Source organism: Bradyrhizobium sp. 25ACV (genome assembly GCF_054863005.1).
The window spans coordinates 439,002-464,131 of sequence record NZ_JAVAYO010000004.1 but is presented as its reverse complement, the minus strand read 5'-3'; the positions used below and the strand labels follow the sequence as shown (position 1 = coordinate 464,131).

Sequence of the window (25,130 nt, the reverse complement as noted above, 5' to 3'; positions counted from 1 at the left end):
CGTTCAGGACGTGCGGCGCGGCCCGATCGCCTCGAACTGCGCCTTCTGCTCGTCGTTGAGCGTGGCATAGAAATCATCGAGCGCCGCGCGCACCGACTTGATCCCGTCCAGCATCGCATCGAGCCGTTTGCGGATTGTGGCCATGCGTGCCGGCGGTGTCATCACGTCATTGGGCTCGCAGCCCGCCTTGAGCGATGCGCTGACCTTGGCGCTTGTATCCTGGAGCACCTGGAGCGCCGCGCGCTGGGTGTCGCTCGGACGAAGCCGCTCATCGATCGCAGCACCGGGCCAATCGAACGCGGCGGTCACATTGCAAGACTGCACCGACACTTCCCTCGCATTGTTCGATGCCGTCGCACGGCGCTGATCCTCGGCCAGCGCATTGAAGCGCGCCTTCTGCTCGTCGTTCAGCGAGCCATAGAATTGGTCGAGCGCGGGCTGGACCAGCTCGACAGCCTTCTGCATCGCCTCGATGCGCTGCTGCATCGCTGCGAGCCGGCCGGGCGCCGTCGCTGCGGCCTGCGTCGGACAGGATGTGCGGATCAGCGCTGCCGCGTCGACTGAGGCATTGCCGAGCGCATCGAGAGCGGCGCCCTGCGCATCTGTCGGCTGCACCGCGGATGCGATCTGATCGATCGGTAGTCCGGCGATGGCACGGCGGTCACTGCCGCAGAGCTGATCGAGCGGTGCGCTACGCGCCCGTCGTCGTCCCTGCGGTTGCTGCGGCAGATAGGCCGACAGGCGATCATAGCCATAGGGGCCGAAAATGCCTGCATAGATGTCGGGGTAACCGTAACCCCAGAAGCCGAGCCCGTCGCCCCAGATCGTGTAGTCGTAAAGGTCGTTATAGGCGAACGGCCAGAACAGCGGCCCGACCCAGCCATAGCCGCCGCCCGCATGCTGCCACCATCCGCTGCTTGCGCCGCTCCAGCCGGCCAATGCGGCCGCTGCCACGAGCTGTGCACGCGCTGCCGGATTGCTGATCAGCCGGCCATTCCGGAATGCGCTGGTGTTCAGGGCGTTGCGGAAGCTCGCGGGGCGGATCGCCGCATTGCGGATCTGACCGAAGTTGGGCCCGCCGCGTCGGACCCCGGACGTGAACCGCATGCCGCGATGATGCCCGCCGGCATGCCCATGTCCACCGCCGTGGCCACGGAAATGTCCGCCGCCGTGATGGCCACCGCCGTGCCCGCCTCCATGGCCACCGCCATGTCCGCCCCCATGTCCGCCCCCATGGCCGCCCTTGGCCAGAGCCGCGCCCGCCAGCATGCAGGCAAGCGCCATCGCGGCAATTCCAATGACCGGTCGCACCATCGCATCCTCCCGCAGAGCCGCGCCATTGAGGCATCGGAACTTGGCGGGAATTGGAACCGACAGGATTGCCGAAAGTTCCCGCCCCCGACCGGTGGACGGCATCGCCTTGCGGCGGCTTTGTTGTGCCGAAGGCCTACGCGTCGGGCACAATCTTGCCGGGATTGAAGATGTTGAGCGGATCGAGTGCCTTCTTCAGTGCCCGCATCGCATCGAGTGCCTCGGGGCCGAGCTCTGCCTGGAGGTATTTCTGCTTGCCCTGGCCGATGCCGTGCTCGCCGGTGCAGGTGCCGTCCATCGCCTGCGCGCGCTCGACCAGGCGATGCATGAATTCTTCCCCGCGCGCCATCTCGGCGGCATCCTTGGTGTCGCAGACCAGCGAGCAATGGAAATTACCGTCGCCGACATGGCCGACGATCGGCGACAGCAGGTTGAGCCGCTTGAGATCTTCTTCGGTCTCGCTGACGCAATCGGCGAGCCGCGAGATCGGCACGCAGACGTCGGTCGCGACCACGCCGATGCTATCACCTGGCCGCAGCGCCTTCACGGACCAATAGGCATCGTGCCGCGCCTGCCACAGTTTCGTGCGGTCCTCCGGCTTGGTGGTCCAGGAGAATTCGCCGCCGCCGCAGTCCTTTGCGATCTCGCCAAAGGCCTTGGACTGCTCGGCGACTTCGATCTCGCTGCCGTGGAATTCCATCAGGAGCAGCGGCGTCTCCGGCAGCGTCAACTTCGAATAGGCGTTACAGGCTTGCACCTGCGCGGCGTTGAGCAGCTCGATGCGCGCCACGGGAATGCCGGTCTGGATCGCCAGGATGACGGCCTGACAGGCCCCGTGCACGCTCTCGAACGACACCGCACCGGCCGCGATCGTCTCGGGGATGCCGCGCAGGCGGATGGTCAATTCCGAGATGATGCCGAGCGTGCCTTCGGCGCCGACGAACAGATGGGTGAGGTCGTAGCCGGCGGATGACTTCTTGGCGCGCGTGCCCGTGGTGATGATCTCGCCGTCGCCGCGCACCACCTTCAGCGCCAGCACGCTCTCGCGGATGGTGCCGTAGCGCACCGCATTGGTGCCGGAAGCGCGGGTCGAGGCCATGCCGCCGAGCGAGGCATCCGCGCCGGGATCGATCGGGAAGAACAGGCCCTGGTCGCGTAGATGCTCGTTGAGCGCCTTGCGGGTGACACCGGGCTGGATCACGCAATCGAGGTCCTCGGCATGCACCGCGAGCACCTTGTTCATGTCGCGCAGGTCGATCGAGATACCGCCGGCGGGCGCGTTGACCTGGCCCTCGAGCGAGGTGCCGGTGCCGAAAGGAATGACGGGGACGCGGTTTTTGGCGCAGATCCGCACCACGTCCTGGATGTCGGCGGTCTCCTGCGCCATCACCACGCCATCAGGCGGCTGGTTGGGGATCCAGGTGGTGGTATGGCCATGCTGCTCGCGCACGGCCTGCGAGGTGATGAGGCGGTTGCCGAAGCGTGCGGCAAGCTGCTCCAGCGCGCTCGCGAGGGCTTTCGGCTCCGGCCGCGGCGGATTATTGGTGATGGTGGTACCCACGGACATTCCTCCCGACAGAAGAACCGTGGCAAAGGATATAAAACCGGTCAAGTCAAGCGACCGGACGCATAGCTGGAAGGAAACATGCCGGAGACTGCCGCCTCAGCGCCCAAAGCCGAGCCGTTCCGCGCCTCGATCATGCAGATCGAGCCGCAATGGATCGACTATAACGGCCATCTCAACATGGCCTATTACAACGTGATGTTCGACCGCGCGATCGACCAGCTCTGGGCCGAGCTCGGCATCGGGCCGACTTACATGAAGGAGCGAGGCGGTTCGACCTTCACAGCCGAATGCCATGTGCGTTACTTGCGCGAGATCCACCTCGGCGATCCCGTACAGATCCTGGTCTGGCTGCTGGAGGCCGACGACAAGCGGCTGCACACGTTCGAGGAGATGCGGCACGCGACCGAAGGCTGGCTGTCAGCGACGTCCGAGAACATGTCGCTTCACATGGACATGAGCTCGCGCAAGGTTGCGCCTTTTCCGCCGGATATAAGCGAGCGCATCGCTGCGGTCACAAAGGCCCACAGCGCGGTCTCGCGCCCCGAGGGCATCGGCCGGAACGTGGCGATGCCCTCGAAGCGGTAGCGCGTGATCCGGCGGCCTATACCCTGTTGCGGCCGCGGGCCAGGCCGACCACGGCCGAGACCAGGAACAGAACGACCGCGATGAAGAAGATGATCTTGGCGATCTCGATCGAAGCGCCGGCGATGCCGCCGAAGCCCAGGATGCCGGCGATCAGTGCGATAACCAGAAACGTCACAACCCAGCCAAGCATGGTCAAACCCTCGTCTTGATGTCTGTCTGCGTCTGGCGCGGCTGGCCGCGCCACCTGTCCAGACAATCTCGAGGCGGGAACGATGGTTCCGGCCCGGACCGGGTGGAAATTCGCGAGGACCGCTGGAACAAATTGACGTGCCCCGCACGTGGAAAACCTCGTGCCGCCGCCCCATATAGGCACCAATCCCTGTTAGAAGGCTCCCTTCCGCCACCCCGCGGTGCCATCGTGGGGCCCATGATTCGCATGACCGAGCCGAGCAAGATCACATCCCAGAACGTCCCCGACCACCAGCCCGCAGCCGGCGGCATAGCCGCGCGCGCGCGCGCCTCGGTGGGCCCGAAATATCTGTCCGGGCTCAATCCGGAGCAGCGCGAGGCCGTGGAGACGCTGGAGGGCCCGGTCCTGGTGCTCGCCGGCGCCGGCACCGGCAAGACGCGCGTGCTGACGACGCGTATCGCCCACATCCTGAGCCAGGGCCGCGCCCGCCCCGCCGAGATCCTGTCGGTGACCTTCACCAACAAGGCGGCGCGCGAGATGAAGCACCGGCTCGGCCAGATGCTCGGCCACGCCGTCGAGGGCATGCCGTGGCTCGGCACCTTCCACTCCATCGGCGGCCGCATCCTCCGCGTCCATGCCGAGCTGGCGCAGCTCAAGTCGAATTTCACCGTGCTCGATGTCGACGACCAGGTGCGGCTGCTGAAGCAGCTGCTGCAGGCCGAGAACATCGACGAGAAGCGCTGGCCGGCACGCATGCTCGCCGGCCTGATCGACGGCTGGAAGAACCGCGGCCTGATGCCGTCGCAGGTGCCCTCCGGCGAAGCCGCCATGTTCGCCAACGGCAAAGGCGGCAAGCTCTATGCGAGCTATCAGGAGCGACTGAAGATTCTGAACGCGGCCGATTTCGGCGATCTGTTGCTGGAGAACATCCGCATCTTCCGCGAGCACCCGGATATCCTCAGGCAGTACCAGCAGCGTTTCAAATATATTCTGGTCGACGAATATCAGGACACCAACGTCGCGCAATATCTGTGGCTGCGGCTGCTGTCGCAGGCGCCGGCGCCGGCGTCCGGCTCGTCATTGCCGGGCTTGACCCGGCAATCCATCGATTCTTCGCAAGATGGATCACCGGGTCTCGACGCTTCGCGTCGGCCCGGTGACGACGAGCAAAACACTGCAGCCCCTCTTCCCGCCAGCGAAAGAGCTCACGTCAAAAACATCTGCTGCGTCGGCGACGACGACCAGTCGATCTATGGCTGGCGCGGCGCCGAGGTCGACAACATCCTGCGCTTCGACCACGATTTTCCTGGCGCCAAGGTCATTCGCCTAGAGCGCAACTATCGCTCGACCGGCCACATCCTCGCCGCTGCATCGCATCTGATCGCGCACAACGAAGGCCGGCTCGGCAAGACGCTGCGCACCGAGGACCAGGACGGCGAGAAGGTCACGGTCACGGGCTCGTGGGATTCGGAAGAGGAAGCCCGCGGCATCGGCGAGGAGATCGAGCAGATCCAGCGCCGCGGCGAGAAGCTCAACGAGATCGCGATCCTGGTGCGCGCCTCCTACCAGATGCGCGAATTCGAAGACCGCTTCGTCACGCTCGGCCTGCCCTATCGCGTCATCGGCGGCCCACGCTTCTACGAGCGCGCCGAAATCCGCGACGCGCTGGCTTACCTGCGCGTCATCAACTCGCCGGCCGACGACCTTGCCTTCGAGCGCATCGTCAACGTGCCCAAACGAGGCCTCGGCGATGCCACCGTGCAGATGCTGCACGACCATGCCCGCAAGCGCCGCATTCCCTTGTTCGAGGCGGCACGCGCCGTGGTCGAGACCGACGAGCTGAAGCCGAAGGCGCGCGGCTCGCTTCGCGAGGTCGTCGCCCAGTTCGACCGCTGGCGCGCCCAGCGCGAGGTCACGGCGCACACCGACCTCGCCCAGATCGTGCTCGATGAGAGCGGCTATACCGAGATGTGGCAGAAGGACCGCTCGGCGGACGCCGCGGGCCGGTTGGAGAACCTGAAAGAGCTGGTGCGCTCGATGGAGGAGTTCGAGAACCTGCAAGGATTCCTCGAGCACATCTCGCTCGTGATGGACCGCGACGGCGGCGCCGAGGACGACGCGGTGTCGCTGATGACGTTGCACTCGGCCAAGGGGCTTGAATTCGACAACGTGTTCCTGCCGGGCTGGGAGGAAGGCCTGTTCCCGAGCCAGCGCACGCTGGACGAACAGGGCCGCGCCGGCCTCGAAGAGGAGCGTCGGCTCGGCCATGTCGGCCTGACCCGCGCCCGACGCCGCGCCATGATCTATTTCGCCACCAACCGCCGGATCCACGGCACCTGGTCGACCACGATCCCGTCGCGCTTCCTCGACGAACTGCCGGCGGCCAATGTCGAGATCACCGAATCCAAGGGCGGCTCGGCCTGGGGCGGCACCGGCGGCTACGGCGCCTCGCGTTTCGACGACATGGAGGCGTTCGGCTCCACCTATTCGACGCCGGGCTGGCAGCGCGCGCAGGCCAACCGCAACCGGGGCGGCGGCCGCAATGGCGGCGGGGGCGGTGGCGGCAGAAGCGGCGGCTTCGAGGAAGAGGCTGCGACGTTCTCCTCCTCCTCGTCATCAGGTCCCGACTTCGGCAGCTTCTCCTCGCGCCGCCGCGGTCCCCTGACGATCGAGGGCGAGCTGGTCGCCAAATCGACCGGCACCACCTCGGAATTCTCGCTCGAAGATCGCGTCTTCCACCAGAAATTCGGCTACGGCCGCGTCACCAAGATCGACGGCAACAAGCTCACCATTGCTTTCGACAAGGCCGGCGAGAAGAAGGTCGTGGACAGCTTTGTGCAGCGGGCGTGAGCGCCCGATATGGCTCAGTATGTTGCCATCATCGAAGACACCGATCCCAACGCTGTCAGCCTATGGTTTCCCGACCTGCCCGGCTGCATTTCCGGCGGCGACGATGTCGAGGAGGCCCTGGAGAGTGCACCCGAGGCACTCGCCTTCTATGCGCAGGAGCTGATCGCGGACGGCCGGCAGCTTCCTCCGCCCAGAACATTGGACGAGCTCAAGGCCGAGCCTGAGTTCGCCGACGACCTCAGGAAACACACGGTCGCCCTGATCGAATGGCCGCCCCGCGAAGACGCCGACGAGTGAGGACTGTTCGCCGCACTCGCCGGACGTTCGACAGTTCTCGCCCGAACAGGTCTTGACCATCGCGAACTTCCCCGTATCAGATGCAGCCATGGTCCGGGGCTCCATCACACTGATCTTGCTGGCATTGGGGATGCCGTCGCTTGCGGCGGCGGAGACCATGAGCTTTGGCGATTCGATTGGGCTCCTCGCCAAGAGTTGCGGTGCGGAAATCGTCGCCAATTGCCGCGGCGTCAACCCGGATTCGACCCGCCTGAAGGAGTGCCTGTCGCGAAACCGCGACGTGCTGTCCCAGCAATGCGCGAGCGACTATCTCGGCGCGTTCGACGCCATCCAGAAGCGCGTCGCCGCGCGCGTCACGGTGGCGAACGCCTGCCAGCGCGAGATCGTCAAGGTCTGCGGCGGCTCGACCAAGGAGACCAGCAAGTCGATTCCCTGCCTGGTTTCGACGCCCAAGGGCATCAGCAACAACTGCCTGAAGGCCGTCGACGACGCGGGGTACCGCTGATGCGCGCGAGCAGGCTCTTCAATGCCGGAACCGCGGTCGCGCTCGGTCTCGCTTTGCTCGCGGGCACGGCCGGCGCCCAGACGGCGGCGCCGACCCGCGACGACATCGTCGGCAAGCTCAACCATTTCGAAGAAGCCGCCGAAGTCGACCTTCCCGCGCTGAAGCAGCAGGTGATGGAGCGCGCCAAGGCCAGGATCAAGAACGATCCGGGTCCGGTGAACCGGCCGCCGATCGCGCCTGATCTCGCCAAGCTGCCCGCCTTCAACGCGCAGATCCAGTTCGATGCCGACACGCCGATCATCCAGCCGGGCTCCTACCAGACCGTCGGCCGCATCGCGGACGCGCTGGTTCATTCCTCGCTGCTGCCCTACACGTTCCTGATCGTCGGCCACGTCGAATCCAACTCGAAGACGCGCGAGGCCAACGCGATCCTGAGCCAGCGCCGCGCCGACGCGATCCGCGACGTGCTGGTGAACACGTTCAAGATCTCGACCAAGCGGCTGCATCCGATCGGGCTCGGCGAGGAGCAGTTTCTCGACCGGGCCAAGCCGACCTCGGCCGTCAACGGCCAGTTGCAAATCCTGACCTACGCCAAGGTGCCCGAGGACGCGCCTGCGCATCCGGCTGCGGCGCCTGCGCCTGCGGCGAAAAAGCCCGCCAAGAAGCGCTGAGCGAACGCAGCTTCGCACCCGACGGAACCCTTTGAAGTCCTGATCGTTTTGTAGCCTGTCCGGGGCGCACAAATACGGTTTGACGCGACAAAAGCGCCGGTTTGTGCACCGCCCGGTCCAGTGCTATAGCCTCTGTTCGCCCTTCCCCGACCCCGTGCTGCATGAGACCGAAATGGGTGGCTATTTTCAGCGCCAACTTGCCGTTTATGTCGAGTACCATCGCGACCCCCGGAACACGGCGATGCATGTGGTCGGTATTCTCCTGTTGTTCACCGGCGCCGTGATGCCGCTGACGCTGGTCAGGCTTCCGCTGTTCGGTTTCGATGTCAGCCTCGCGGTGATCCTGGCCTTGCCCGTCCTGATGTACTGGCTGCTGCTCGACGTGGCGCTCGGGATCGGCATTCTGGCGGTCTCGATCGTGCTGTTTTCGGTTGCGACGACCGTTGCGGCGCAAGTCAGCATCGCGACGATGTGGGCGATTTTCGCCGCGCTGGTGGCGCTCGGCCTCGCCGCGCAGGCTATCGGTCACAAGGTTTTTGAGGGCCGCGAAGCCTCGTTGTTCACTTTTCCTTCGCATCTTTTGCTTGGACCGATGTTCGTGATGGCAAAATTATTCATTGCATTGGGCTTCCGTCGCGACCTTGCCGCGATTCTGGCGCCTCTTCCGACCAATTCCCTTTCAACCCGATAGCTCTAGACGCGAAACAGCAACCTTCTGCATGGCTCTCGTACTGGTTACCGGTGGCAGTGGCTTCATCGGACATCACCTCGTCGAAGCGCTCCGCGCCCGTGGGCAGCGGGTGCGCGTTCTCGATGTCCGCGCGCCGGCCGCGGCGAACGCGGATGTTGAATACGTCCACGGTTCGGTGCTCGACGGCGCCGCGGTCGATGCTGCGATCGCCGGGGTCGATCAGGTCTATCACCTTGCCGGCCTGCCCGGCATGTGGGTCGCCAACAAGCAGGACTTTCACGACGTCAACTGTCGCGGCACCGAAATCGTGCTCGCGGCCGCAATGAAGCGTGGCGTATCGCGCTTTTTGCACTGCTCGACGGAATCGATCCTGTTCCCCTATTCCGACCTCAAGGGCGCTGCAGCCGAAGAGGCGCTGCAGCCGGCCGACGCGATGCCGGGTGCCTATACGCGCTCGAAGTCGCTCGCCGAGCATCATGCCGCGAAGGCCGCGGCCAGCGGCTTTCCGCTCGTGATCGGCACGCCGACCATGCCGATCGGAGCGGCCGACCACAATCTGACGCCGCCGACGGCGATGCTGTGGTACTTCCTCCAGAAGAAGGTGCAGCCGCATCTCAACTTCCTGGTCAACCTCGTCGATGTCCGCGACGTCGCCATGGGCCTCGTGCTGACCATGGAGCGCGGCCGCACCGGCCAGCGCTACATCCTCGGCGGCGACTGCGTCCCGCTCGGCAACATCCTGCGGATGATGTCGGCGATGAGCGGCCGCCGGCAGTTCCCGATCGTCGTGCCCGGCAAGATCGCCGAGCTCTCGGGCATCATGCTCGAATACCTCGCCGACCGTGTCACGCGCCGGCCGCCCAACGGCACCGCCGAGGGCGTGCGCATTGCGCTCGCCGCGAGCGACCTCTCGATCGGCAAGGCGCGCACCGAGCTCGGCTACGCGCCGCGTCCGATCGAGCCGGTGCTGCGCGAAACCATCACCCATCTGCTCGCCCGCAACGGCCAGCAGCCCTCCGGCGCCATCAAGCATCACGCGCTCTCCTCGCGCGCGAGCTAAAGCCGCCGCCCAACGCAAAGAACCTTCATGTCCTTCGATTTCAGCAAGCTTCTCTCCGTCGCCTGGGGTGGCTGGACCACGGCCTGGCCGACCGAACTCCTGGCCCTGGTCTGGCTCGCCTTTCTCGCCAGTTGGGTCGGCGCCTCGTTCTGGCAGGGGCGGACCAAGAAGCAGGTCATGACGCTGGAGTCGCAGCGCTATCGTCTGCCGATCCTGGTCGGCGGCATCCTGTACACGCCGTGGGTTGCACAGCTGCTGGGCTGGAAGCCGCTTTGGGTGCTCGGCAACACCGGCATCTACATCGCCGCGGTCCTCTCGGCCGCCGGCATCGCTTTCGCCTGGTGGGGCCGGCTGCATCTCGGAAAATTCTGGTCGAACACCATCACCCAGAAAGAAGATCACCGCGTTATCGACACCGGCCCCTACGGCATCGTGCGTCACCCGATCTACACCGGCTTGATCTTCGGCATGCTCGTCACCGGCATCGCAATCGGCCTCGTAACCACAATCCTCGGCGCGATCCTGATCTCGCTCGGCATGTGGCAAAAGGGCCGGATGGAAGAGGTGTTTCTGTCGAAGGAGCTCGGCGAGGACGCCTATGGCGCCTATTGCCGCCGCGTTCCGATGATCATCCCGTTCCTGTCGCCGCGGTAAGGGCCTAGCAGCGCCTTCCTACTATTTTCTCCGCATAACACTGCTGCTGGTCCCGTCATCCTGAGGTGCGAGGTTGGCGATGCGAATGCATCGCCTGCCGAGCCTCGAAGGATGTACGGCCGCGATGCAGCCGGGGCGTTCATCCTTCGAGGCTCCCCATGGGACGCGTTGCGCCCATGGCTCGCACCTCAGGATGACGGGATAGATCGGCGCACCCGGAACTTTCGGCCGAGGAACCGCCCCTCCACCAGCCCGTTACCCCTCGACAGCTGCCACCTGCGCGAGCATCGAGCCATGTCGGACGCCTACGATTATTTTCGCGAGCATGCGATCGCCGCCGTCCGCAAGGCGCGGGCGCTGCCGCGTGGGCGGCCGAAGCAGAAGCAGCGCACGGTGGCGCGGGTCTATCACCTGCTGTCCAAGGAGGCAGCGCTGGTGCCGAACATCCATCACCTCGACGATTTTCGCACGGCGCGGCGGCTTGAGCAGCAGATCCCTCGCTGATCTCCTGGCAGGCCCGCCAGCGTTCGTCCCATGCAAAATCGATCGGCTGCCATTCCACGGGAATAGGCCCGGCCGGCGCCCCGCACAGGTTGACGTCTGCCTCGTCAGCCAGTTGGATGCGCGCGCAAACAGGGGCCCTCTCATGACGTTCTCCAGCATCTTTGCGCAGTTCGTTGCGCTTCTCGGCGGCATCGCGCTGCAATGGCGGAAGCTGTCGGGCACCGTGCCTGCGCCGGCCTGGGGAGAGAAGCCCGCCATTCCCGAGGCGAAGCCGCAAGGCGCGATCCCGACCTTGAAGATGCCGACCGCGCGCGGCTGGAGCGAGGGCCAGAAGCCGACCGTCGCGCCCGGACTCAAGGTCAATGCGTTCGCAACCGGGCTCGACCATCCGCGCTGGATCGAAGTGCTGCCCAATGGCGATGTGCTGATCGCGGAGGCGACGCAGATCGCGGGCGCACCGCGCAGCGTGTTTCACTACGCGATGCAGGCGACGATGCGGCGCGCCGCGGCGCTCGGCGTGTCCGCCGACCGCATCACGCTGCTGCGTGACAAGGACGGCGACGGCGTCGCCGAGGTGCGTGGCGCGTTCATGGAGAATCTCAGCCAGCCATTCGGCATGGCGCTGGTCGGCGACACCTTCTATGTCGGCAACACCGACGGCGTGATGGCTTTCCCCTACGTCACCAATGCCGACCGCATCACTGCGCCGGGCAAGCGGCTCACGACGTTCAAGCCAAGCGGACACTGGACCCGCAGTCTTTTGGCAAGCCCCGACGGCAAGAAGCTCTATGCCGGCGTCGGCTCGCTCAGCAACATCGCCGAGATGGGCATGGAGGTCGAGGAAGGCCGCGCCGCGGTCTACGAGCTCGACCTCGTTGCCGGCACGCACCGCATTTTCGGCGCGGGCCTGCGTAACCCGGTCGGGCTGGCGTGGGAGCCAAATACGGGTGTGCTCTGGACCGTCGTCAACGAGCGCGACGGGCTCGGCGACGAGACGCCGCCGGATTATCTCACCTCGGTGCGCGACGGCGGCTTCTACGGCTGGCCCTATTGCTATTGGGGCAAGACGGTGGACGACCGCGTGCCGCAGGATCCTGCGATGGTCGCCAAGGCGATTCAACCGGACTACGCGCTCGGCGGCCACACCGCCTCGCTCGGCCTGTGCTGGATGCCCGCAGGCACGCTGCCGGGCTTCGGAGACGGCATGGTCATCGGCCAGCACGGCTCGTGGAATCGCAGCACGCTGTCCGGCTACAAGCTGGTGTTCATCCCGTTCGAGAACGGCAAGCCGTCCGGCCCCGGTCGCGACATCCTGTCGGGCTTCCTGTCCCCGGACGAGAAGGAATCCTACGGCCGCCCGGTCGGCGTCGTGATCGGCCCCGACAAGAAATCGCTGCTGATGGCCGACGACGTCGGCAACGTGATCTGGCGCGTCACGGGCGCGTAAGGTAGCCAGGCGACACGGGCGCTCGCATAGGCGTCCCGTCATCCTGAGGCGCGAGTGGCGCGATGCGCAGCATCGCGCCGGGAGCCTCGAAGGATGAACGGCCGAGATGCAGCCGGGCCGTCGTCCTTCGAGGCTTGCTCTGCGCCGCATTCGCGTCCCAGAGCAAGCACCTCAGGATGACGGTGATGGAGCGCTTCGATCGCTCACGTCCCCACGCACAACGTCGCGCGCTGTTTGCGCAGCAGCGCGATCACCGACAAGGCCGTGATCAGCCCGGTCTTGGGATTCTCGGACGGGATGTTCTCGATCGACATCGAGAACCGCGCCGAATCCGCCTCGACCTCGATGCGGTGAACGTTGCGCGTCACGGTTGGATCAGCCCAAACCTGGATCTCGGTACGATCAGGCCCGATGCCCGCCAGCGACAACGCAACGGCGACATTGACGTTCGCTGGAAAGCCCTTCGCCGCTTCGCGCGCGCTGCCCTCGAACAGCTTCAGCGGCTCGCGCAGATTGTCGATGTCGATCTTGTTCTGAACGATGAAGGGCGCGCCCTTCAGCCCGTCGATCGGCTTGCGCGTCACCATCTTCACGGAATGGATGGTGCCGATTGCGGCGGCGTTGACGGCGTCGAGCCCGATCAGCGCGCCGGTCGGCACGATGATGCGGCCGCCATTGGCGCGGGCGAGATCGACGAGATCAAAATTGTCGAGCAATCCGCCGACGCTGACCACGACCGCCGCCTTGCCGCGCTTCACCGCAGGCTCGACGATCGCGCGCAACTGGCTGCTCGGTGCGCACTCGACCACGATGTCGGCGACCTCGCCGAGCTGATCGATCGGCAGGATCTTTGGCGGATGACGCAGACCGCCGATGAAGGTCTGATGCTTGGCGGGATCGCGCACGGCCACGGCCGACAGCGCCAGCCCCTCGATGCCCTGATCGAGCGCGGCCGCGATCTTCGTGCCGATCGAACCCAGCCCGGCAATGGCGACCCGCAACGCGCTCGAAGCTCTCTGTTCAGTCATCGTACTCACCTTTTCCGGGCTTCCGTCATAGCGCCTCACGCCTCCCGCGCATAGCTACGCAGGCGTGCCTCGAGCACCGCCACCATGGCATCGCGGGCCGGATCGCGCGAGCCGCGCAGCCACGCGGCGGCGAGCGGCAGGCGGCCGACCGGCCCGCTCTGCCTTGGCCGCAGCGGCACGAAGCGCACGCCCGTGACCGCCATCCGCGCCGTCCAGCGCGGCACAATCGCAACCCCGAGCTTCGTGGCCACCAGGTTGATGATGGTCTGCTTCTCGTCGGCGACCTGGACGATGCGCGGCGTCAGGCCTGCCTGCTCGAACAGCTTGATCGTGAGGTCATGGCTGTGCGGACGCGAGCGGCGGTCCGGCACCAGCATCGCCTCGTCGGCGATGTCGGCCAGCGTGACCCACTTGCGTCCGGCTAGCGCGTGCCGCTGCGGGAACGCCACGATCGCGGTCTCCTGGAGCAGATCGCGGAATTCGAGCCGCTTGTCCGCACGACCGGGCGGGCGAACGAAGGCGAGATCGAGCGCGCCGGTCAGGATCTTCGGCAGCAGCCGGACGGTCTTGTCCTCGAGCAGCTGCACCGCGATGTCAGGATGCTTGGCGCGTAAATCGCGCAAGAGGGTCGGCAGCAACCCGGCGGCTGCGCTGTCGATGGCGCCAATCCGGAGCCGCCGCGCGGTCCCCGCCCGGGAGCGGTTGCGCAAATTGCTCTCGACCGCCTCGACGCGGGCGAGGATAGCGCGGGCATCGCGCAGCAGGGTTGCGCCGTCCTCGGTGAGCGACACCGCGCGCGTCGTCCGCGCAAACAGCCGCGCGCCCAGATCCTCTTCCAGCAGCCTGATCTGCCGCCCGAGCGCGGAGGGCAGCATCTGGAGCTGCTGCGCCGCGCGGCCGAAATGCAGCTGCTCGGCGGCCGCCACGAAGCATCGGAGCTGATGCAATTCCATCCCGCAAATCCTCTCGTCTCGCGAGGATTATATCATTTTTTTGTATAAACCAGCGCCAATTGAGTCCGCCCTGCACTCCCGTCTAGATTCGCCGACGACGCAGCCGGCCTGATATGCCGGCCCGATCTCTCACACGGAGCATTCTCATGCGCACCCATTCGATCGCAGCAATTCCCGCCGACGGCATCGGCCCCGAGGTGATCTCGGCCGGCGTGCGCGTGCTGGAGGCGCTGGCAAAGCGCAGCGGCGATCTTGCCTTCAACGTCAGGACGTTCGACTGGGGCTCGGACTATTACAAGAAGCACGGCGTGATGATGCCGGCGGACGGCCTCACCGAGCTGAAGACGTTCGACGCGATCTATTTCGGTGCGGTCGGCGCGCCCGATGTGCCCGACCACATCACGCTGTGGGGCCTGCGGCTACCGATCTGCCAGGGCTTTGACCAATACGCCAATGTGCGCCCGACGAAGATCCTGCCCGGCGTCGCCTCGCCGCTGCGCAATGTCGGTGTCGGCGATCTCGACTGGGTGATCGTGCGCGAGAACTCGGAAGGCGAATATGCCGGCATGGGCGGCCGCGCCCACAAGGGCCTGCCGGAAGAGGTCGGCACCGAAGTCGCGGTCTTTACCCGCGTCGGCGTCACCAGGATCATGCGCTATGCGTTCCAGCTCGCACAGTCGCGCCCGCGCAAATTGCTGACCGTCGTGACCAAGTCGAACGCGCAGCGCCACGGCATGGTGATGTGGGACGAGATCGCGGCCGAGGTCGCCGGCGAATTCCCCGACGTCACCTGGGACAAGATGCTGGTCGATGCCATGACCGTGCGCATGACGCTGCATCCGAGGAGCCTCGACACCATCGTCGCGACCAATCTCCATGCCGACATCCTGTCCGATCTCGCCGGCGCGCTGGCCGGCAGCCTGGGTGTGGCGCCGACCGGCAACATCGATCCGCAGCGCCGCTTCCCCTCGATGTTCGAGCCGATCCACGGCTCGGCCTTCGACATTACCGGCAAGGGCATCGCCAATCCGGTCGCGACGTTCTGGACCGGCGCGCAGATGCTCGAGCATCTCGGCGAGAAGGACGCCGCTTCGAGGCTGATGGCGGCGGTCGAGCGCGTCTGCGCGGCGGGCGTGCTGACGCCTGACGTCGGCGGCAAGGCGACGACGAAGGAAGTGACGGACGCCGTGATCGACGCAATCAACGGCTCGAATGTGTAGCACTCTCGCTTACGCCGCTTGCGGCAGGGAGAGGCGGAGAACGTCCCTACTTCCGCTTCGCCGGAGCCGGCGGCGGTGTCGCCATCGCGGCCGTGGGCTCGGGCGGCGTCAGATGCCGGGGCACGATGATAGTCTGGCCCGGGGTGAGCTGCGCGTTCTCTGCTAGCGAGTTGCTCTGCGCGAGCGTCCACAGCGGCACGCGATTGGCTGCAGCGATGCTCTCCATGGTGTCGCCGCGGCGCACCGGCACCCGCGCGCCGCTGTCCCATAACTCGACCAAGGTGTCCGCGGGGACGAGGTAGCGCAGCGGCACGGCATCGGCCTGCGTCTGCGGCGGAATGCGCGGCAACTGCGTCACCATCTCGACGATCTGGCGATGGATGTCGTCGGACTTCTCGATGTTGATGTGGGAGACGCGCGCGTTTTCCTTGAGGTCATAGCTCGCATAATGGCCGCGAAAGCCGGGGACCGCGACGACGTCGCCGCCGCCGAGCACGCTATCGGACAGGAAGATGTTGATGAAGCGCTCGACATTGAGCGGCACGTCGCCGGTCGCATGCGCGGGATCGATGGCGATGACGAGGCTGATCGGGATGCTCTCCTTGGCCGCCATCTCGGAGATGACGATCGAGCACAGACCACCCATGGAGTGCCCGATCAGCACGATCGGCGCCGCCTTCTCCTTGTAGCTGGCGATGACGCGGCTGCCGATGAACCGGCATAGGGTGAATTCATAGACATCGGCGGAAAAGCCGGCCTGTGTCAGCTTCTCGCCGAGCCGGTCCATGCCGGTCGAGAAGATCGGGCCCATGGCGCCGCGGAACAGGTAGATTTTCGGCGGCGGCAACGGCTCGAACGGCGGAGGCGGCGGCGCGGCGGGTGCAGCCGCGGTGGCCTTGGACTTGGCAGGTGAGGCGGCGGCCATGCCGGGGCTCAGGACGAGCAGCGCAACGGCTGCCAGCGCGACTAGTCGCCTCAAATCAATCATCAGTCCAGCAGTCCCGCCACGGGAGGCGATCACCTCCCTCGCGGGCTTAGTGACGGCCGATTGGGTGGAATTTGGGGCACGGAACCGGCCTGCATCCCCTCCGGGCGCAATCTCCCACCGCACGCCTGGCGGCGCGACCGGACTTTGCGGCGATTGGCCTCAATCCTCGCTCGCGAATGGCTAAAATGGCAGCATCCGGTTCAACAATTCGAGCAGCGTGCGCTGCTCGGCCTCGCTGAGCGGCGCCAGCATCTTCCGATTATAGGGCTCCGTCAGCCTTGCTCCCTCCGCAATGAGCTTTGCGCCCTTCGGCGTGAGCATGAGCTCGACGGCGCGGCGATCGGACTTCGAGCGGTTGCGCTTGATGAGACCGGACGATTCGAGTTCGTTCAAGATCTTGATCAGGTTCGGCAGCCGCAGCCGGAGCAGGCTGGCGAGGCTGCTCGGCGGCACGCCGGGATTGTCGCGAATGACGGCGAAGATGGCATAGGTCGCGGGCGTCAGGCCCAAGGCGGCGAACTCCTCGTAGAAGCCCTCGAAGAATTTCAGCTGCGCCAGGCGCAGCATGAAGCCGGGCGTGCGCTGCAGAGCGCGCAGGTCCAGCGATTTCTCCATCTGCGGAGCGGACTTTTGCGGAGTGGATTTGGCTCCGGGTCTTAGAGGCTTCGGGCTCATGATTCTCAATCCAAGGGACGGCCGAATTGACACTCTCAAAAATAGCTATAAAATATAACTATTATTCAGCGGCACCAAGACCGCCTATGGGAGGGACACAATGAACAGCAAATTCCTGCACAAACTGTGCATTTTGGCCGCAACGCTCGCCACGGCGCCGGCGTTTGCCCAGGACGTCGTGAAGATCGGCATCCTGAACGACCAGTCGGGTCCGTTCGCGAGCTACCAGGGCGTCGGCTCCGTCGTCGCCGCCAAAATGGCCGTCGAGGATTATGGCGGAAAGGCCGCCGGCAAGCCGGTGGAGGTCGTCGCGGCCGATCACCAGAACAAGACCGACATCGGGATCGGCATCGCCAGGCGCTGGTACGAGAACGACAGCGTCGATGCGATCTTCGACCTTCCGAACTCGTCGATCGCGCTCGCGGTGGCCGGCATGAGCGCCGAGAAGAACAAGGTGTTCGTCGGATCGGGCGCCGGAACGGTGCTGCTGACCGGCGAGAAGTGCACGCCGAACACCGTGCACTGGACCTACGACACCTATTCTTACGGCCGCGGTCTCGGCAAGGCGATCGTGCAGCAAGGCGGCAAGAAATGGTTCTTCATCACCGCTGACTACGCCTTCGGTCACGATCTGGAAAAGCAGGCTGCGGAGGCGGTGAAAGCATCCGGCGGCGAGGTGCTCGGCAGCGTGCGGCATCCGCTGGGAACGGCCGATTACGCCTCTTTCCTGCTGCAGGCCCAGGCGTCGGGCGCGAACGTCGTCGGCTTCGCCAATGCCGGTGACGACACCATCACGTCGATGAAGCAGGCCGCCGAGTTCGGACTGACCAAGGACCACAAGCTGGTCGGATTGATCCTCGGCATGAACGGGCTTCCCGCGCTGGGCCTGAAGTTTGCGCAAGGCGCGCAGATCATGAACCCGTTCTATTGGGATCTGAACGACGGCACGCGCGCTTTCGCAAAACGCTTCGCCGAACGGATTCCCTCAAAGGCCTATCCGAACGACATGCAGGCCGGCGTCTATGCCTCGGTCATTCACTATCTCAAGGCGGTCGACAAGGCCGGAGGCGCCAAGGACGGCAAGGCCGTCGTCGCCGCGATGAAGGAGATGCCGACCGACGATGTTCTGTTCGGCAAGGGCTATATCCGCAAGGACGGTCGCAAGATCCACCCGCTCTACCTGTTGCAGGTCAAGTCGCCCGAGGAATCGACCTCGGCGTGGGATCTGCTGAAGGTCGTCGCCACCATCAAGGGCGAGGACGCGTTCCGCTCGGAGAGCGATGGCCAGTGCCCGCTCAGCAAGCCATAGAAGCGGAGCTGACCATGAGCGGCATCGCCTCCAGTCAGGTCGACCCGTTTGCACCTGACTTCCTGTTGAACCCCTATCCTGCCTATGAGGCGCTACGCGCGCTCGGGCCCGTGTTCGCGCTGGAGCGTTACGGCGTGTGGGCGATGGCCGGCTATGGCGAGGTCGAGCCAGCCTTGAAGGACTGGAAGACGTTCATCAGTGGCGAGGGCGTCGGGCTCAACGGGATGAACCCTGCGCTGCCGAAGCCGCTGACGCTCCAGATCGATCCGCCCGATCACGACAAGGGCCGGCGGGTGCTCGGCCGCACGCTGTCTCCGGGCGTCGCGAGGAAGCTGCGCGAGACGTTTCAGCAGGAGGCGGAGAAGAAGGTCTCGGAGCTGATCGACAAGGGCACGTTCGATGCCGTCACCGATCTTGCCGAAGCCTATCCGATGAAGGTGTTTCCGGATGCGATCGGTATCCGGCCGGACGGCCGCGAGAAGCTGCTGGCCTGGAGCACATTCGTGTTCGACAGCTTTGGCCCCGAGAACGAGATGCTGGCGGCATCGCGCAAGGCCGGCCTCGCCGCCCAGAGCTGGATCATGGACTGCTGCGCACGAGATGCGTTGCGGCCCGACAGCCTCGGCATGATGATCTACCAGGCAGCCGACGACGGCGAGATTACCGAGCACGAGGCGACGCACCTGGTGCGGCCGTTCCTCACGGCGGGGATAGACACCACCGTCAACGGCATCGGCAACACCCTGCTCGCGCTCGCCACCCATCCGGATGAATACCGAAAACTCCACCACAGGCCGGAGTTGGCGCGCAACGCTTTCGAGGAAGGCCTGCGCTATGACTCACCGGTGCAGACGTTTTTTCGCACCACCTCGCGCGACGTCGAGATCGGCGGCGGCGTGATCCCGGCACACCGCAAGGTGCTGCTGTTCATGGCCTCGGCCAACCGCGATCCGGCCCGATGGGACGGAGCCGATCGCTTCGAGGTCGAACGGACCGCGACCGGCCATGTCGGCTTCGGCGCAGGCATCCACGCCTGCGTCGGTCAGATGATCGCGCGTCTGGAAGGCGAATTGATCTTCGGCGAGCTTGCGAGGCGCGTGAAGACCATCGAGCTCACCGCGGAGCCCAAGCGCAGGCTCAACAATTCCCTGCGCGGGCTGGAGAGCATGCCGGTCCGCGTGACGCCCGCTTAGACGGCGTCACGCGGGAGCATGCGACGGCTCAGTTCCGTGCCGGAGCGGCCGCGGCCGCCGAGCGCGCCTGCCGGGGTGCGCCGGGTTCGGCGACCGGGACAGCCGGTGCGCGCGAACGCATGATGGCGGCGTCGATCTCGGCGATGACGCGGCGCTGGATCGCCTCGTTCTTGTCGATCGAGATGTGGCCGACGCCCGTGCCGCGCACGTCGACATTGTCGAGCTTGCCGCGGAAACCGTCGGCACGCTTGACCGGCTCGCCGGGACCGTCGCCGATATAGATGTTGATGTAACGCTCCGCGCCGGTCGAGAGCTTGGTCTTGAACACGGAATCGAGGCCGATCGCGAGCTTCACGGGCACGCCGAGCCGGTTGAGCTTTGCGATCATGTCGGGCAGCGCGGTCGCGCCGGAGGAATGGCCAACCAGGACGATGGTCTTGAGCCGACCGGCCTTGTAGGCGGTCGCGGCTTCATCGGCGAGCGAGGACCAGGAGACGAAGTTGGCGACCGTCACCGGGATGCCCTGCGCCTGGAGCCGGGCGCCGATCGTGTCGAGCCCGAGCGAGAAGATGTTGAGCACGCCGCGGAGCAGATAGACATGCGTGGTCGCGACCTGGGCCTGGCTCGGGGCCGCCCGGGCCGTGGTCGGGCTGATGGCAACAGCTGACAGCAGGAGCAGGCAGATCGCCCATACACGGAGGGCGGACAACTGGCTGGCGCCGGCGGTGTGACGGCCGTTCGGTCTCATCGGTGTTTTCCCTGGGGACAATACGCTTTGCGATTGGCCGGAATCGTAGCCATGGCCTGCTCGCAGACGCAACAAAGAGCCGCGTGAATGGCAATCTTAGCCACAGCCCGTGACCATCGCGCAACACCTGCCCGGAACCTGCCACCGAAGGGCCTGTTTTGAGACCATTTTTCTCTCGCCAATTGCGGCCCGGCAAAGGCGTTCCTATCTCAGGGCTCCGCTGACCCGCCGTTCCCGGCAGGTTCCAGCCTCCCCTCCTCAGCCTTTGCCCCTCAGCCTGACGGCCATCCATGTCCTCCATCATCTCCGTCGCCAACCTGTCGAAGACCTATGGGTCCGGCTTCAAGGCGCTCAAAAACGTCAATCTCGACATCAAGCGGGGCGAGATCTTCGCGCTGCTCGGCCCGAACGGCGCCGGCAAGACCACGCTGATCTCCATCATCTGCGGCATCGCCAATCCGAGCGAGGGCCGCGTCCTCGTCGGCGGCGAGAACATCCAGACCTCCTACCGCAAGGCGCGCTCGCTGATCGGCCTCGTGCCGCAGGAATTGCACACCGACGCCTTCGAGAGCGTGTGGGCGACCGTGAGCTTCTCCCGCGGCCTGTTCGGCAAGCCGAAGAATCCTGATCACATCGAAAAGGTGCTGAAGGACCTCTCGCTGTGGGACAAGAAGGACAACAAAATCATCACGCTCTCCGGCGGCATGAAGCGCCGCGTGATGATCGCGAAAGCGCTGTCGCACGAGCCGCAGATCCTGTTCCTGGACGAGCCCACCGCCGGCGTCGACGTCGAGCTGCGCAAGGGCATGTGGGAAGTGGTGCGCACCCTCCAGCAGTCCGGCGTCACCATCATCCTCACAACGCATTACATCGAGGAAGCCGAGGAGATGGCCGACCGCATCGGCGTCATCAACAAGGGCGAGATCGTGCTGATCGAGGACAAGGCGACGTTGATGCAGAAGCTCGGCAAGAAGCGGCTGACGTTGCATCTGCAGGGTAAGCTCGACGCGCTGCCGGAGAGCCTTGGGCATTACGAGCTGGAACTCTGCGATGCCGGCGCGACGCTGGTCTACGATTACGACACCAAGGGCGAGCGCACCGGCATCACCAGCCTGCTCGGCGATCTCCGCACCGCCGGCATCCGCTTCAACGATCTCGACACGACACAATCGTCGCTCGAGGACATCTTCGTCGATCTCGTGAGGACGTCATGAACCACCGCGCCATCCGCGCCATCTATCTGTTCGAAATGGCGCGCACCTGGCGCACGCTGCTGCAAAGCATCGTCTCGCCGGTCGTATCGACCTCACTTTATTTCGTGGTGTTCGGCGCCGCGATCGGCTCGCGCATCAGCCAGGTCGAGGGCGTCAGCTACGGCACCTTCATCGTGCCGGGCCTGATCATGCTCTCGGTGCTGACTCAGAGCATCGCCAACGCCTCGTTCGGCATCTACTTCCCGAAATTCACCGGCACCATCTACGAGATCCTGTCGGCACCGATCTCCTACTTCGAGATCGTGCTCGGCTATGTCGGCGCTGCGGCGACCAAGTCGATCATCTTGGGCCTGATCATCCTGGCAACGGCCGGGCTGTTCGTGCCGCTGCATATCCACCATCCGGTCTGGATGCTGGCCTTCCTGGTGCTGACGGCAGTGACGTTCAGCCTGTTCGGCTTCATCATCGGCATCTGGGCCGACGGCTTCGAGAAGCTGCAGATGATCCCGATGCTGGTGGTGACGCCGCTGACCTTCCTCGGCGGCAGCTTCTATTCCATCGACATGCTGCCGCCCACCTGGCGCACGGTGGCGATGCTCAACCCGGTCGTCTATCTCATCTCCGGCTTCCGCTGGAGCTTCTACGAGATCGCGGACGTCAGCATGTCCGTCAGCGTCGGCATGACGCTGGCGTTCCTGGTGATTTGTCTCGTCGTGATCTGGTGGATTTTTCGGACGGGGTATCGGCTGAAGAATTGACGCGTCATCACCGATAGCAATGGAATCGGTGATAGCCGTCGTAATAGCCGTGGCAGCGGTGACGATAGTGACGATGGGGAATGCCGAGCACGCCCTCGACTGCACCAACGGCGCCGCCGACGCCGGCACCGACGACGCCTCCGACCGCGCCGCCCACGGGGCCGGCAATCCGGTTGCCCTCGTACGAGCCTTCCTGGGCGCCGCGGACGATGCCCTGGGTGTGGCCGGCTTGCGGCAGCGCCAACAGCGCGAGCAGGATGGCGGCGATTGCGAACGCCAAGCGGACGGCTAAACCGGCCGGTGACGGCGCGGCGGCGATGCGGGCTTTGTTCATCTTCGATCCCAAAGGTGAATGGCGGCGAACGCCGCCTGTCGAGGCAGGTGATCGTCAACGCACCGGGCGACCAAATGGTTGCGCCTTTGTGACGAATTGTCGGCGTTGTGAACGGCGCAGCGCTCGCGAAAATGTCAGCGCCACCGCGCGCGGCGCGGCACAAAGCGGCCTTGCTTACGCCCCGCGCCGCGTTAACGATGGGCAGGCAGGCCGCTGGAACGAAAGCCGGATTGCAGGCATATTGCACGCCGGGGACGGAGAGCCGCGGCGCCTAGCGTGAACAGGCCGGAGGCCAGGATTCAAATGCGTTTCCAGATGCGTTCATTTTTTATCGCTTTCACCTCACTGATGTTTTTGAGCGCGGGCAGCGCGCAGGCCAAGGTCGAGATCACCGTCGACAAGGACAATCAGCAGATGACCGTCGCGGTCGACGGCGTCGCGCGGTATCACTGGCCGGTGTCGACCGGCATCCCCTCGCGCGAAACGCCGAACGGCGCGTTCCGCGCCTTCCGGATGGAAGAGGATCACTATTCCAAGGAATTCGACGACGCGCCGATGCCGCACGCGATCTTCTTCACCAAGGTCGGCCACGCCATCCATGGCACCGACTCGGTCGGCCGTCTCGGCTCGCCGGCGTCCCACGGCTGCGTTCGGCTGTCGCGCCAGAATGCCTCGACACTCTATGCGCTGGTGCAGCAGCAGGGCGTGCTCAACACCTCGGTGACGCTGACCGGCTCGGCGCAGGTGGCGCTGGCGCGCAATCCGCGCGGCCGCACCAACAATGCAGTCGCCCGCGCGCCGCAGCAGCCCGCCGAAGAGCAGTACGCGACCACGGGCGATCCCGTGAATCTGACGCCGCCGGCGCAGCCCACCCGCCGCTACATGCCGCAGGACGACAATTACATCTATCCGGCCGACGGCAGCGACACCGGCGCACGGTATCCGGCACCGCGCGGCACACGCCCGCTCTATGATGCGCAGGTTTACCAGCAGCAGCCGCGTCCCAATTACGACCAAGGCTCCGGCCAGCAGGGCTATTACTATCAACCGCAGCCGCGGCAGGTTTACCAGCCGCGCGGCTATTACTACCAGAACTGACGCTATCTGAACGCGGCGTCGCCGCGTTCCACGATCTTTCGCGCAGCATCGACGAAGGCGCGTGCGACCGGCTCGAGGATCTCGGGCCCGGTCGCTGCGAGGTCGTCCGACGGCGTGTGGAAGGTGCGATGGCGGCCGGCCATGCCGAGGAAGTTGGCGTAGCCCGCCGCGTGCACGTCGCGCAGCTCGCCGACCGCCTGCTTCTCCGTCACCAGGCGTTTTGCCGCGACCTTGGCAAAGGCCTCATCGGTGAGCGCAACCGCGGATTTGCTGAGCACGAGATAGCGTTCTTCCTCGGGCCGATCGGTGCGCGCACCTTCCGCAAAGCCGTAGCACGCATTCGACGAGCCGAAGTGGATCCACGCCAGCGTGTCCTTCGGCGCCGGCGCGCCGTGCTTCAGGAACAGCTCCATGCCGCCATGGCCGATCTCGTGGCCGGCGGTGGCGACGAAGACGAAATGCGCCGGCCATTTCTCGGCGGCGACGGTGCGCGCCAGCGCGAGGAAATTGGCAATGCCGGGGCCGCGCTCGCAGACGCAGCTATACCAGCCGGTCATCGGCGTGGAGACCACGACGGTCGGCCCGCGGCCGGCGCCGGTCTCGGCGATCACGTTGCGGCCGGTGACATCGCGTTCGTAGTGCCCCTTGACGTCGAAGCTGACAGCCGCGCCTTCGGCGAGCGCGCGCTCGAACGTCGCTTTCGACCTGGCCCCGACCACGATCACCGGCACCGGCCAGGGCGCATCCTCCTGCGTGACATTGTAAGCGAAGCGATCGTCGGCGGGATTGCCGATCATCAGCAAGATCGCTGCCGGCTTCTTCGCCGCCGCTTCACACGATGGGTTGGCCCCAGATAGGCTCCCCGGTCGAATGGCAGATCGAGCAACAGGATCTTGCCGGCGACATCGCCATCGCGTGCGAGCGGCGCCGACAGGCGGAAATTCGCCCGGTCCTCCGGCGGCCACCAGAATGGCGTTGCCTCGACAATCGTGCCGGCGGCTTCGGCGCTGGCCTGCTCGACGACATATTGGCGCCCCAGCACGACGGGCTGGAAGCTGATTGCAAAGCCCGCGGCCGAAAGCTCGCCGGCAATCCAGTCGGCGGTCGCGCGATCGCCCGCAGAGCCGAAACGGTGCAGACCGAAGGAAGCATAGCGCGCCACATCTTCATAGAGACTCGCGCCCGAAAGCACGTCCTTGGCTGCCGTCTGTCCAACCATGAGAACCACCATCGCTCCGATGAAGACAAGCCGCATGTGAGTGGCTCCCTGTATCATTGCT

27 protein-coding genes are annotated in these 25,130 nt (G+C 65.5%); 16 read left to right on the top strand and 11 right to left on the bottom strand.

What is annotated here, in order from left to right; genetic code table 11:
- Positions 1-3: 3 nt before the first annotated feature.
- Both RAD04_RS12215 and RAD04_RS12210 read right to left on the bottom strand, forming a co-directional pair.
- Positions 4-1,314 carry a Spy/CpxP family protein refolding chaperone gene (locus tag RAD04_RS12215; protein WP_461623991.1) on the bottom strand — a complete coding sequence of 437 codons (1,311 nt, stop codon included), beginning with the start codon at positions 1,312-1,314 and terminating at the stop codon, positions 4-6.
- A gap of 133 nt (positions 1,315-1,447) precedes the next feature.
- On the bottom strand, positions 1,448-2,872 hold the full coding sequence (locus RAD04_RS12210; RefSeq protein WP_461623990.1) for an FAD-binding oxidoreductase: 1,425 nt from the start codon (positions 2,870-2,872) through the stop codon (positions 1,448-1,450).
- A gap of 84 nt (positions 2,873-2,956) precedes the next feature.
- Between RAD04_RS12210 and RAD04_RS12205 the strand changes: the two genes are divergently transcribed.
- The gene (locus RAD04_RS12205; RefSeq protein ID WP_461623989.1) at positions 2,957-3,463 is read left to right on the top strand and encodes a thioesterase family protein; all 507 of its coding nucleotides are present in this window, start codon (positions 2,957-2,959) and stop codon (positions 3,461-3,463) included.
- 16 nt (positions 3,464-3,479) lie between these two features.
- Here the strand turns inward: RAD04_RS12205 and RAD04_RS12200 are convergent, their stop codons facing one another.
- The gene (locus tag RAD04_RS12200) at positions 3,480-3,653 is read right to left on the bottom strand and encodes a DUF1328 domain-containing protein (RefSeq protein WP_018319670.1); all 174 of its coding nucleotides are present in this window, start codon (positions 3,651-3,653) and stop codon (positions 3,480-3,482) included.
- Positions 3,654-3,890: 237 nt separating this feature from the next.
- On the opposite strand from RAD04_RS12200, the gene RAD04_RS12195 reads away from it, so the two are divergent.
- The 9 genes from RAD04_RS12195 (at position 3,891) to RAD04_RS12155 (ending at position 12,332) form a co-directional block, all read left to right on the top strand.
- Positions 3,891-6,503, top strand: coding sequence for an ATP-dependent helicase (locus RAD04_RS12195; protein WP_461623988.1), 2,613 nt, complete (start codon positions 3,891-3,893; stop codon positions 6,501-6,503).
- Between the two features lie 9 nt (positions 6,504-6,512).
- Positions 6,513-6,800: a type II toxin-antitoxin system HicB family antitoxin gene (locus tag RAD04_RS12190; RefSeq protein ID WP_461623987.1), complete on the top strand. Its 288-nt coding sequence runs from the start codon at positions 6,513-6,515 to the stop codon at positions 6,798-6,800.
- An 88-nt stretch (positions 6,801-6,888) separates the two neighbouring features.
- The gene (locus tag RAD04_RS12185; protein WP_028145495.1) at positions 6,889-7,305 is read left to right on the top strand and encodes a hypothetical protein; all 417 of its coding nucleotides are present in this window, start codon (positions 6,889-6,891) and stop codon (positions 7,303-7,305) included.
- On the top strand, positions 7,305-7,976 hold the full coding sequence (locus RAD04_RS12180; protein ID WP_461623986.1) for an OmpA family protein: 672 nt from the start codon (positions 7,305-7,307) through the stop codon (positions 7,974-7,976). The genes RAD04_RS12185 and RAD04_RS12180 overlap by 1 nt, the downstream gene beginning before the upstream one ends.
- Before the next feature lie 172 nt (positions 7,977-8,148).
- A complete protein-coding gene (locus RAD04_RS12175) occupies positions 8,149-8,667 on the top strand; it encodes an Mpo1 family 2-hydroxy fatty acid dioxygenase (protein ID WP_461623985.1) in 519 nt (172 codons plus the stop codon).
- Positions 8,668-8,695: 28 nt separating this feature from the next.
- Positions 8,696-9,727 carry an NAD-dependent epimerase/dehydratase family protein gene (locus RAD04_RS12170; protein WP_461623984.1) on the top strand — a complete coding sequence of 344 codons (1,032 nt, stop codon included), beginning with the start codon at positions 8,696-8,698 and terminating at the stop codon, positions 9,725-9,727.
- A 27-nt stretch (positions 9,728-9,754) separates the two neighbouring features.
- Positions 9,755-10,381, top strand: coding sequence for a methyltransferase family protein (locus RAD04_RS12165; protein ID WP_091961596.1), 627 nt, complete (start codon positions 9,755-9,757; stop codon positions 10,379-10,381).
- 294 nt (positions 10,382-10,675) lie between these two features.
- Positions 10,676-10,885 carry a hypothetical protein gene (locus RAD04_RS12160; protein WP_461623983.1) on the top strand — a complete coding sequence of 70 codons (210 nt, stop codon included), beginning with the start codon at positions 10,676-10,678 and terminating at the stop codon, positions 10,883-10,885.
- A gap of 142 nt (positions 10,886-11,027) precedes the next feature.
- On the top strand, positions 11,028-12,332 hold the full coding sequence (locus RAD04_RS12155; protein WP_461623982.1) for a PQQ-dependent sugar dehydrogenase: 1,305 nt from the start codon (positions 11,028-11,030) through the stop codon (positions 12,330-12,332).
- Between the two features lie 203 nt (positions 12,333-12,535).
- Here the strand turns inward: RAD04_RS12155 and RAD04_RS12150 are convergent, their stop codons facing one another.
- Both RAD04_RS12150 and RAD04_RS12145 read right to left on the bottom strand, forming a co-directional pair.
- Positions 12,536-13,360 (bottom strand): aspartate dehydrogenase, encoded by an 825-nt coding sequence (locus RAD04_RS12150; RefSeq protein ID WP_461623981.1) that lies wholly within the window; start codon positions 13,358-13,360, stop codon positions 12,536-12,538.
- 35 nt (positions 13,361-13,395) lie between these two features.
- Positions 13,396-14,313 (bottom strand): LysR substrate-binding domain-containing protein, encoded by a 918-nt coding sequence (locus RAD04_RS12145; protein WP_461623980.1) that lies wholly within the window; start codon positions 14,311-14,313, stop codon positions 13,396-13,398.
- Positions 14,314-14,459: 146 nt separating this feature from the next.
- On the opposite strand from RAD04_RS12145, the gene RAD04_RS12140 reads away from it, so the two are divergent.
- Positions 14,460-15,533, top strand: coding sequence for a tartrate dehydrogenase (locus RAD04_RS12140; protein ID WP_461623979.1), 1,074 nt, complete (start codon positions 14,460-14,462; stop codon positions 15,531-15,533).
- 46 nt (positions 15,534-15,579) lie between these two features.
- Here the strand turns inward: RAD04_RS12140 and RAD04_RS12135 are convergent, their stop codons facing one another.
- Together RAD04_RS12135 and RAD04_RS12130 are read right to left on the bottom strand one after the other, a co-directional pair.
- On the bottom strand, positions 15,580-16,521 hold the full coding sequence (locus RAD04_RS12135) for a LysM peptidoglycan-binding domain-containing protein (RefSeq protein WP_461623978.1): 942 nt from the start codon (positions 16,519-16,521) through the stop codon (positions 15,580-15,582).
- Between the two features lie 180 nt (positions 16,522-16,701).
- On the bottom strand, positions 16,702-17,196 hold the full coding sequence (locus RAD04_RS12130; protein WP_461623977.1) for a MarR family winged helix-turn-helix transcriptional regulator: 495 nt from the start codon (positions 17,194-17,196) through the stop codon (positions 16,702-16,704).
- 100 nt (positions 17,197-17,296) lie between these two features.
- Here RAD04_RS12130 and RAD04_RS12125 point away from each other — a divergent pair, with 100 nt between their 5' ends.
- Positions 17,297-18,505, top strand: a complete 1,209-nt coding sequence (locus tag RAD04_RS12125; RefSeq protein ID WP_461623976.1) for an ABC transporter substrate-binding protein — start codon at positions 17,297-17,299, stop codon at positions 18,503-18,505.
- A 14-nt stretch (positions 18,506-18,519) separates the two neighbouring features.
- Entirely contained in the window at positions 18,520-19,698 is a 1,179-nt protein-coding gene (locus tag RAD04_RS12120; RefSeq protein ID WP_461623975.1) for a cytochrome P450, read from the top strand.
- Between the two features lie 28 nt (positions 19,699-19,726).
- On the opposite strand, the gene RAD04_RS12115 is transcribed toward RAD04_RS12120, so the two are convergent.
- Positions 19,727-20,446: a hypothetical protein gene (locus RAD04_RS12115; RefSeq protein WP_461623974.1), complete on the bottom strand. Its 720-nt coding sequence runs from the start codon at positions 20,444-20,446 to the stop codon at positions 19,727-19,729.
- A gap of 290 nt (positions 20,447-20,736) precedes the next feature.
- On the opposite strand from RAD04_RS12115, the gene RAD04_RS12110 reads away from it, so the two are divergent.
- Together RAD04_RS12110 and RAD04_RS12105 are read left to right on the top strand one after the other, a co-directional pair.
- The gene (locus RAD04_RS12110; RefSeq protein WP_104463460.1) at positions 20,737-21,660 is read left to right on the top strand and encodes an ABC transporter ATP-binding protein; all 924 of its coding nucleotides are present in this window, start codon (positions 20,737-20,739) and stop codon (positions 21,658-21,660) included.
- The gene (locus tag RAD04_RS12105; protein WP_018322533.1) at positions 21,657-22,418 is read left to right on the top strand and encodes an ABC transporter permease; all 762 of its coding nucleotides are present in this window, start codon (positions 21,657-21,659) and stop codon (positions 22,416-22,418) included. Before RAD04_RS12110 ends, RAD04_RS12105 begins: the two co-directional genes overlap by 4 nt.
- Positions 22,419-22,425: 7 nt before the next feature.
- On the opposite strand, the gene RAD04_RS12100 is transcribed toward RAD04_RS12105, so the two are convergent.
- Positions 22,426-22,752, bottom strand: a complete 327-nt coding sequence (locus RAD04_RS12100; RefSeq protein ID WP_461623973.1) for a hypothetical protein — start codon at positions 22,750-22,752, stop codon at positions 22,426-22,428.
- Positions 22,753-23,055: 303 nt separating this feature from the next.
- Between RAD04_RS12100 and RAD04_RS12095 the strand changes: the two genes are divergently transcribed.
- The gene (locus RAD04_RS12095; protein WP_461623972.1) at positions 23,056-23,850 is read left to right on the top strand and encodes a L,D-transpeptidase; all 795 of its coding nucleotides are present in this window, start codon (positions 23,056-23,058) and stop codon (positions 23,848-23,850) included.
- 2 nt (positions 23,851-23,852) lie between these two features.
- Here the strand turns inward: RAD04_RS12095 and RAD04_RS12090 are convergent, their stop codons facing one another.
- Together RAD04_RS12090 and RAD04_RS12085 are read right to left on the bottom strand one after the other, a co-directional pair.
- On the bottom strand, positions 23,853-24,647 hold the full coding sequence (locus tag RAD04_RS12090; RefSeq protein ID WP_461623971.1) for a hypothetical protein: 795 nt from the start codon (positions 24,645-24,647) through the stop codon (positions 23,853-23,855).
- Positions 24,647-25,105, bottom strand: coding sequence for a hypothetical protein (locus RAD04_RS12085; RefSeq protein ID WP_461623970.1), 459 nt, complete (start codon positions 25,103-25,105; stop codon positions 24,647-24,649). Before RAD04_RS12085 ends, RAD04_RS12090 begins: the two co-directional genes overlap by 1 nt.
- Positions 25,106-25,130: the final 25 nt, after the last annotated feature.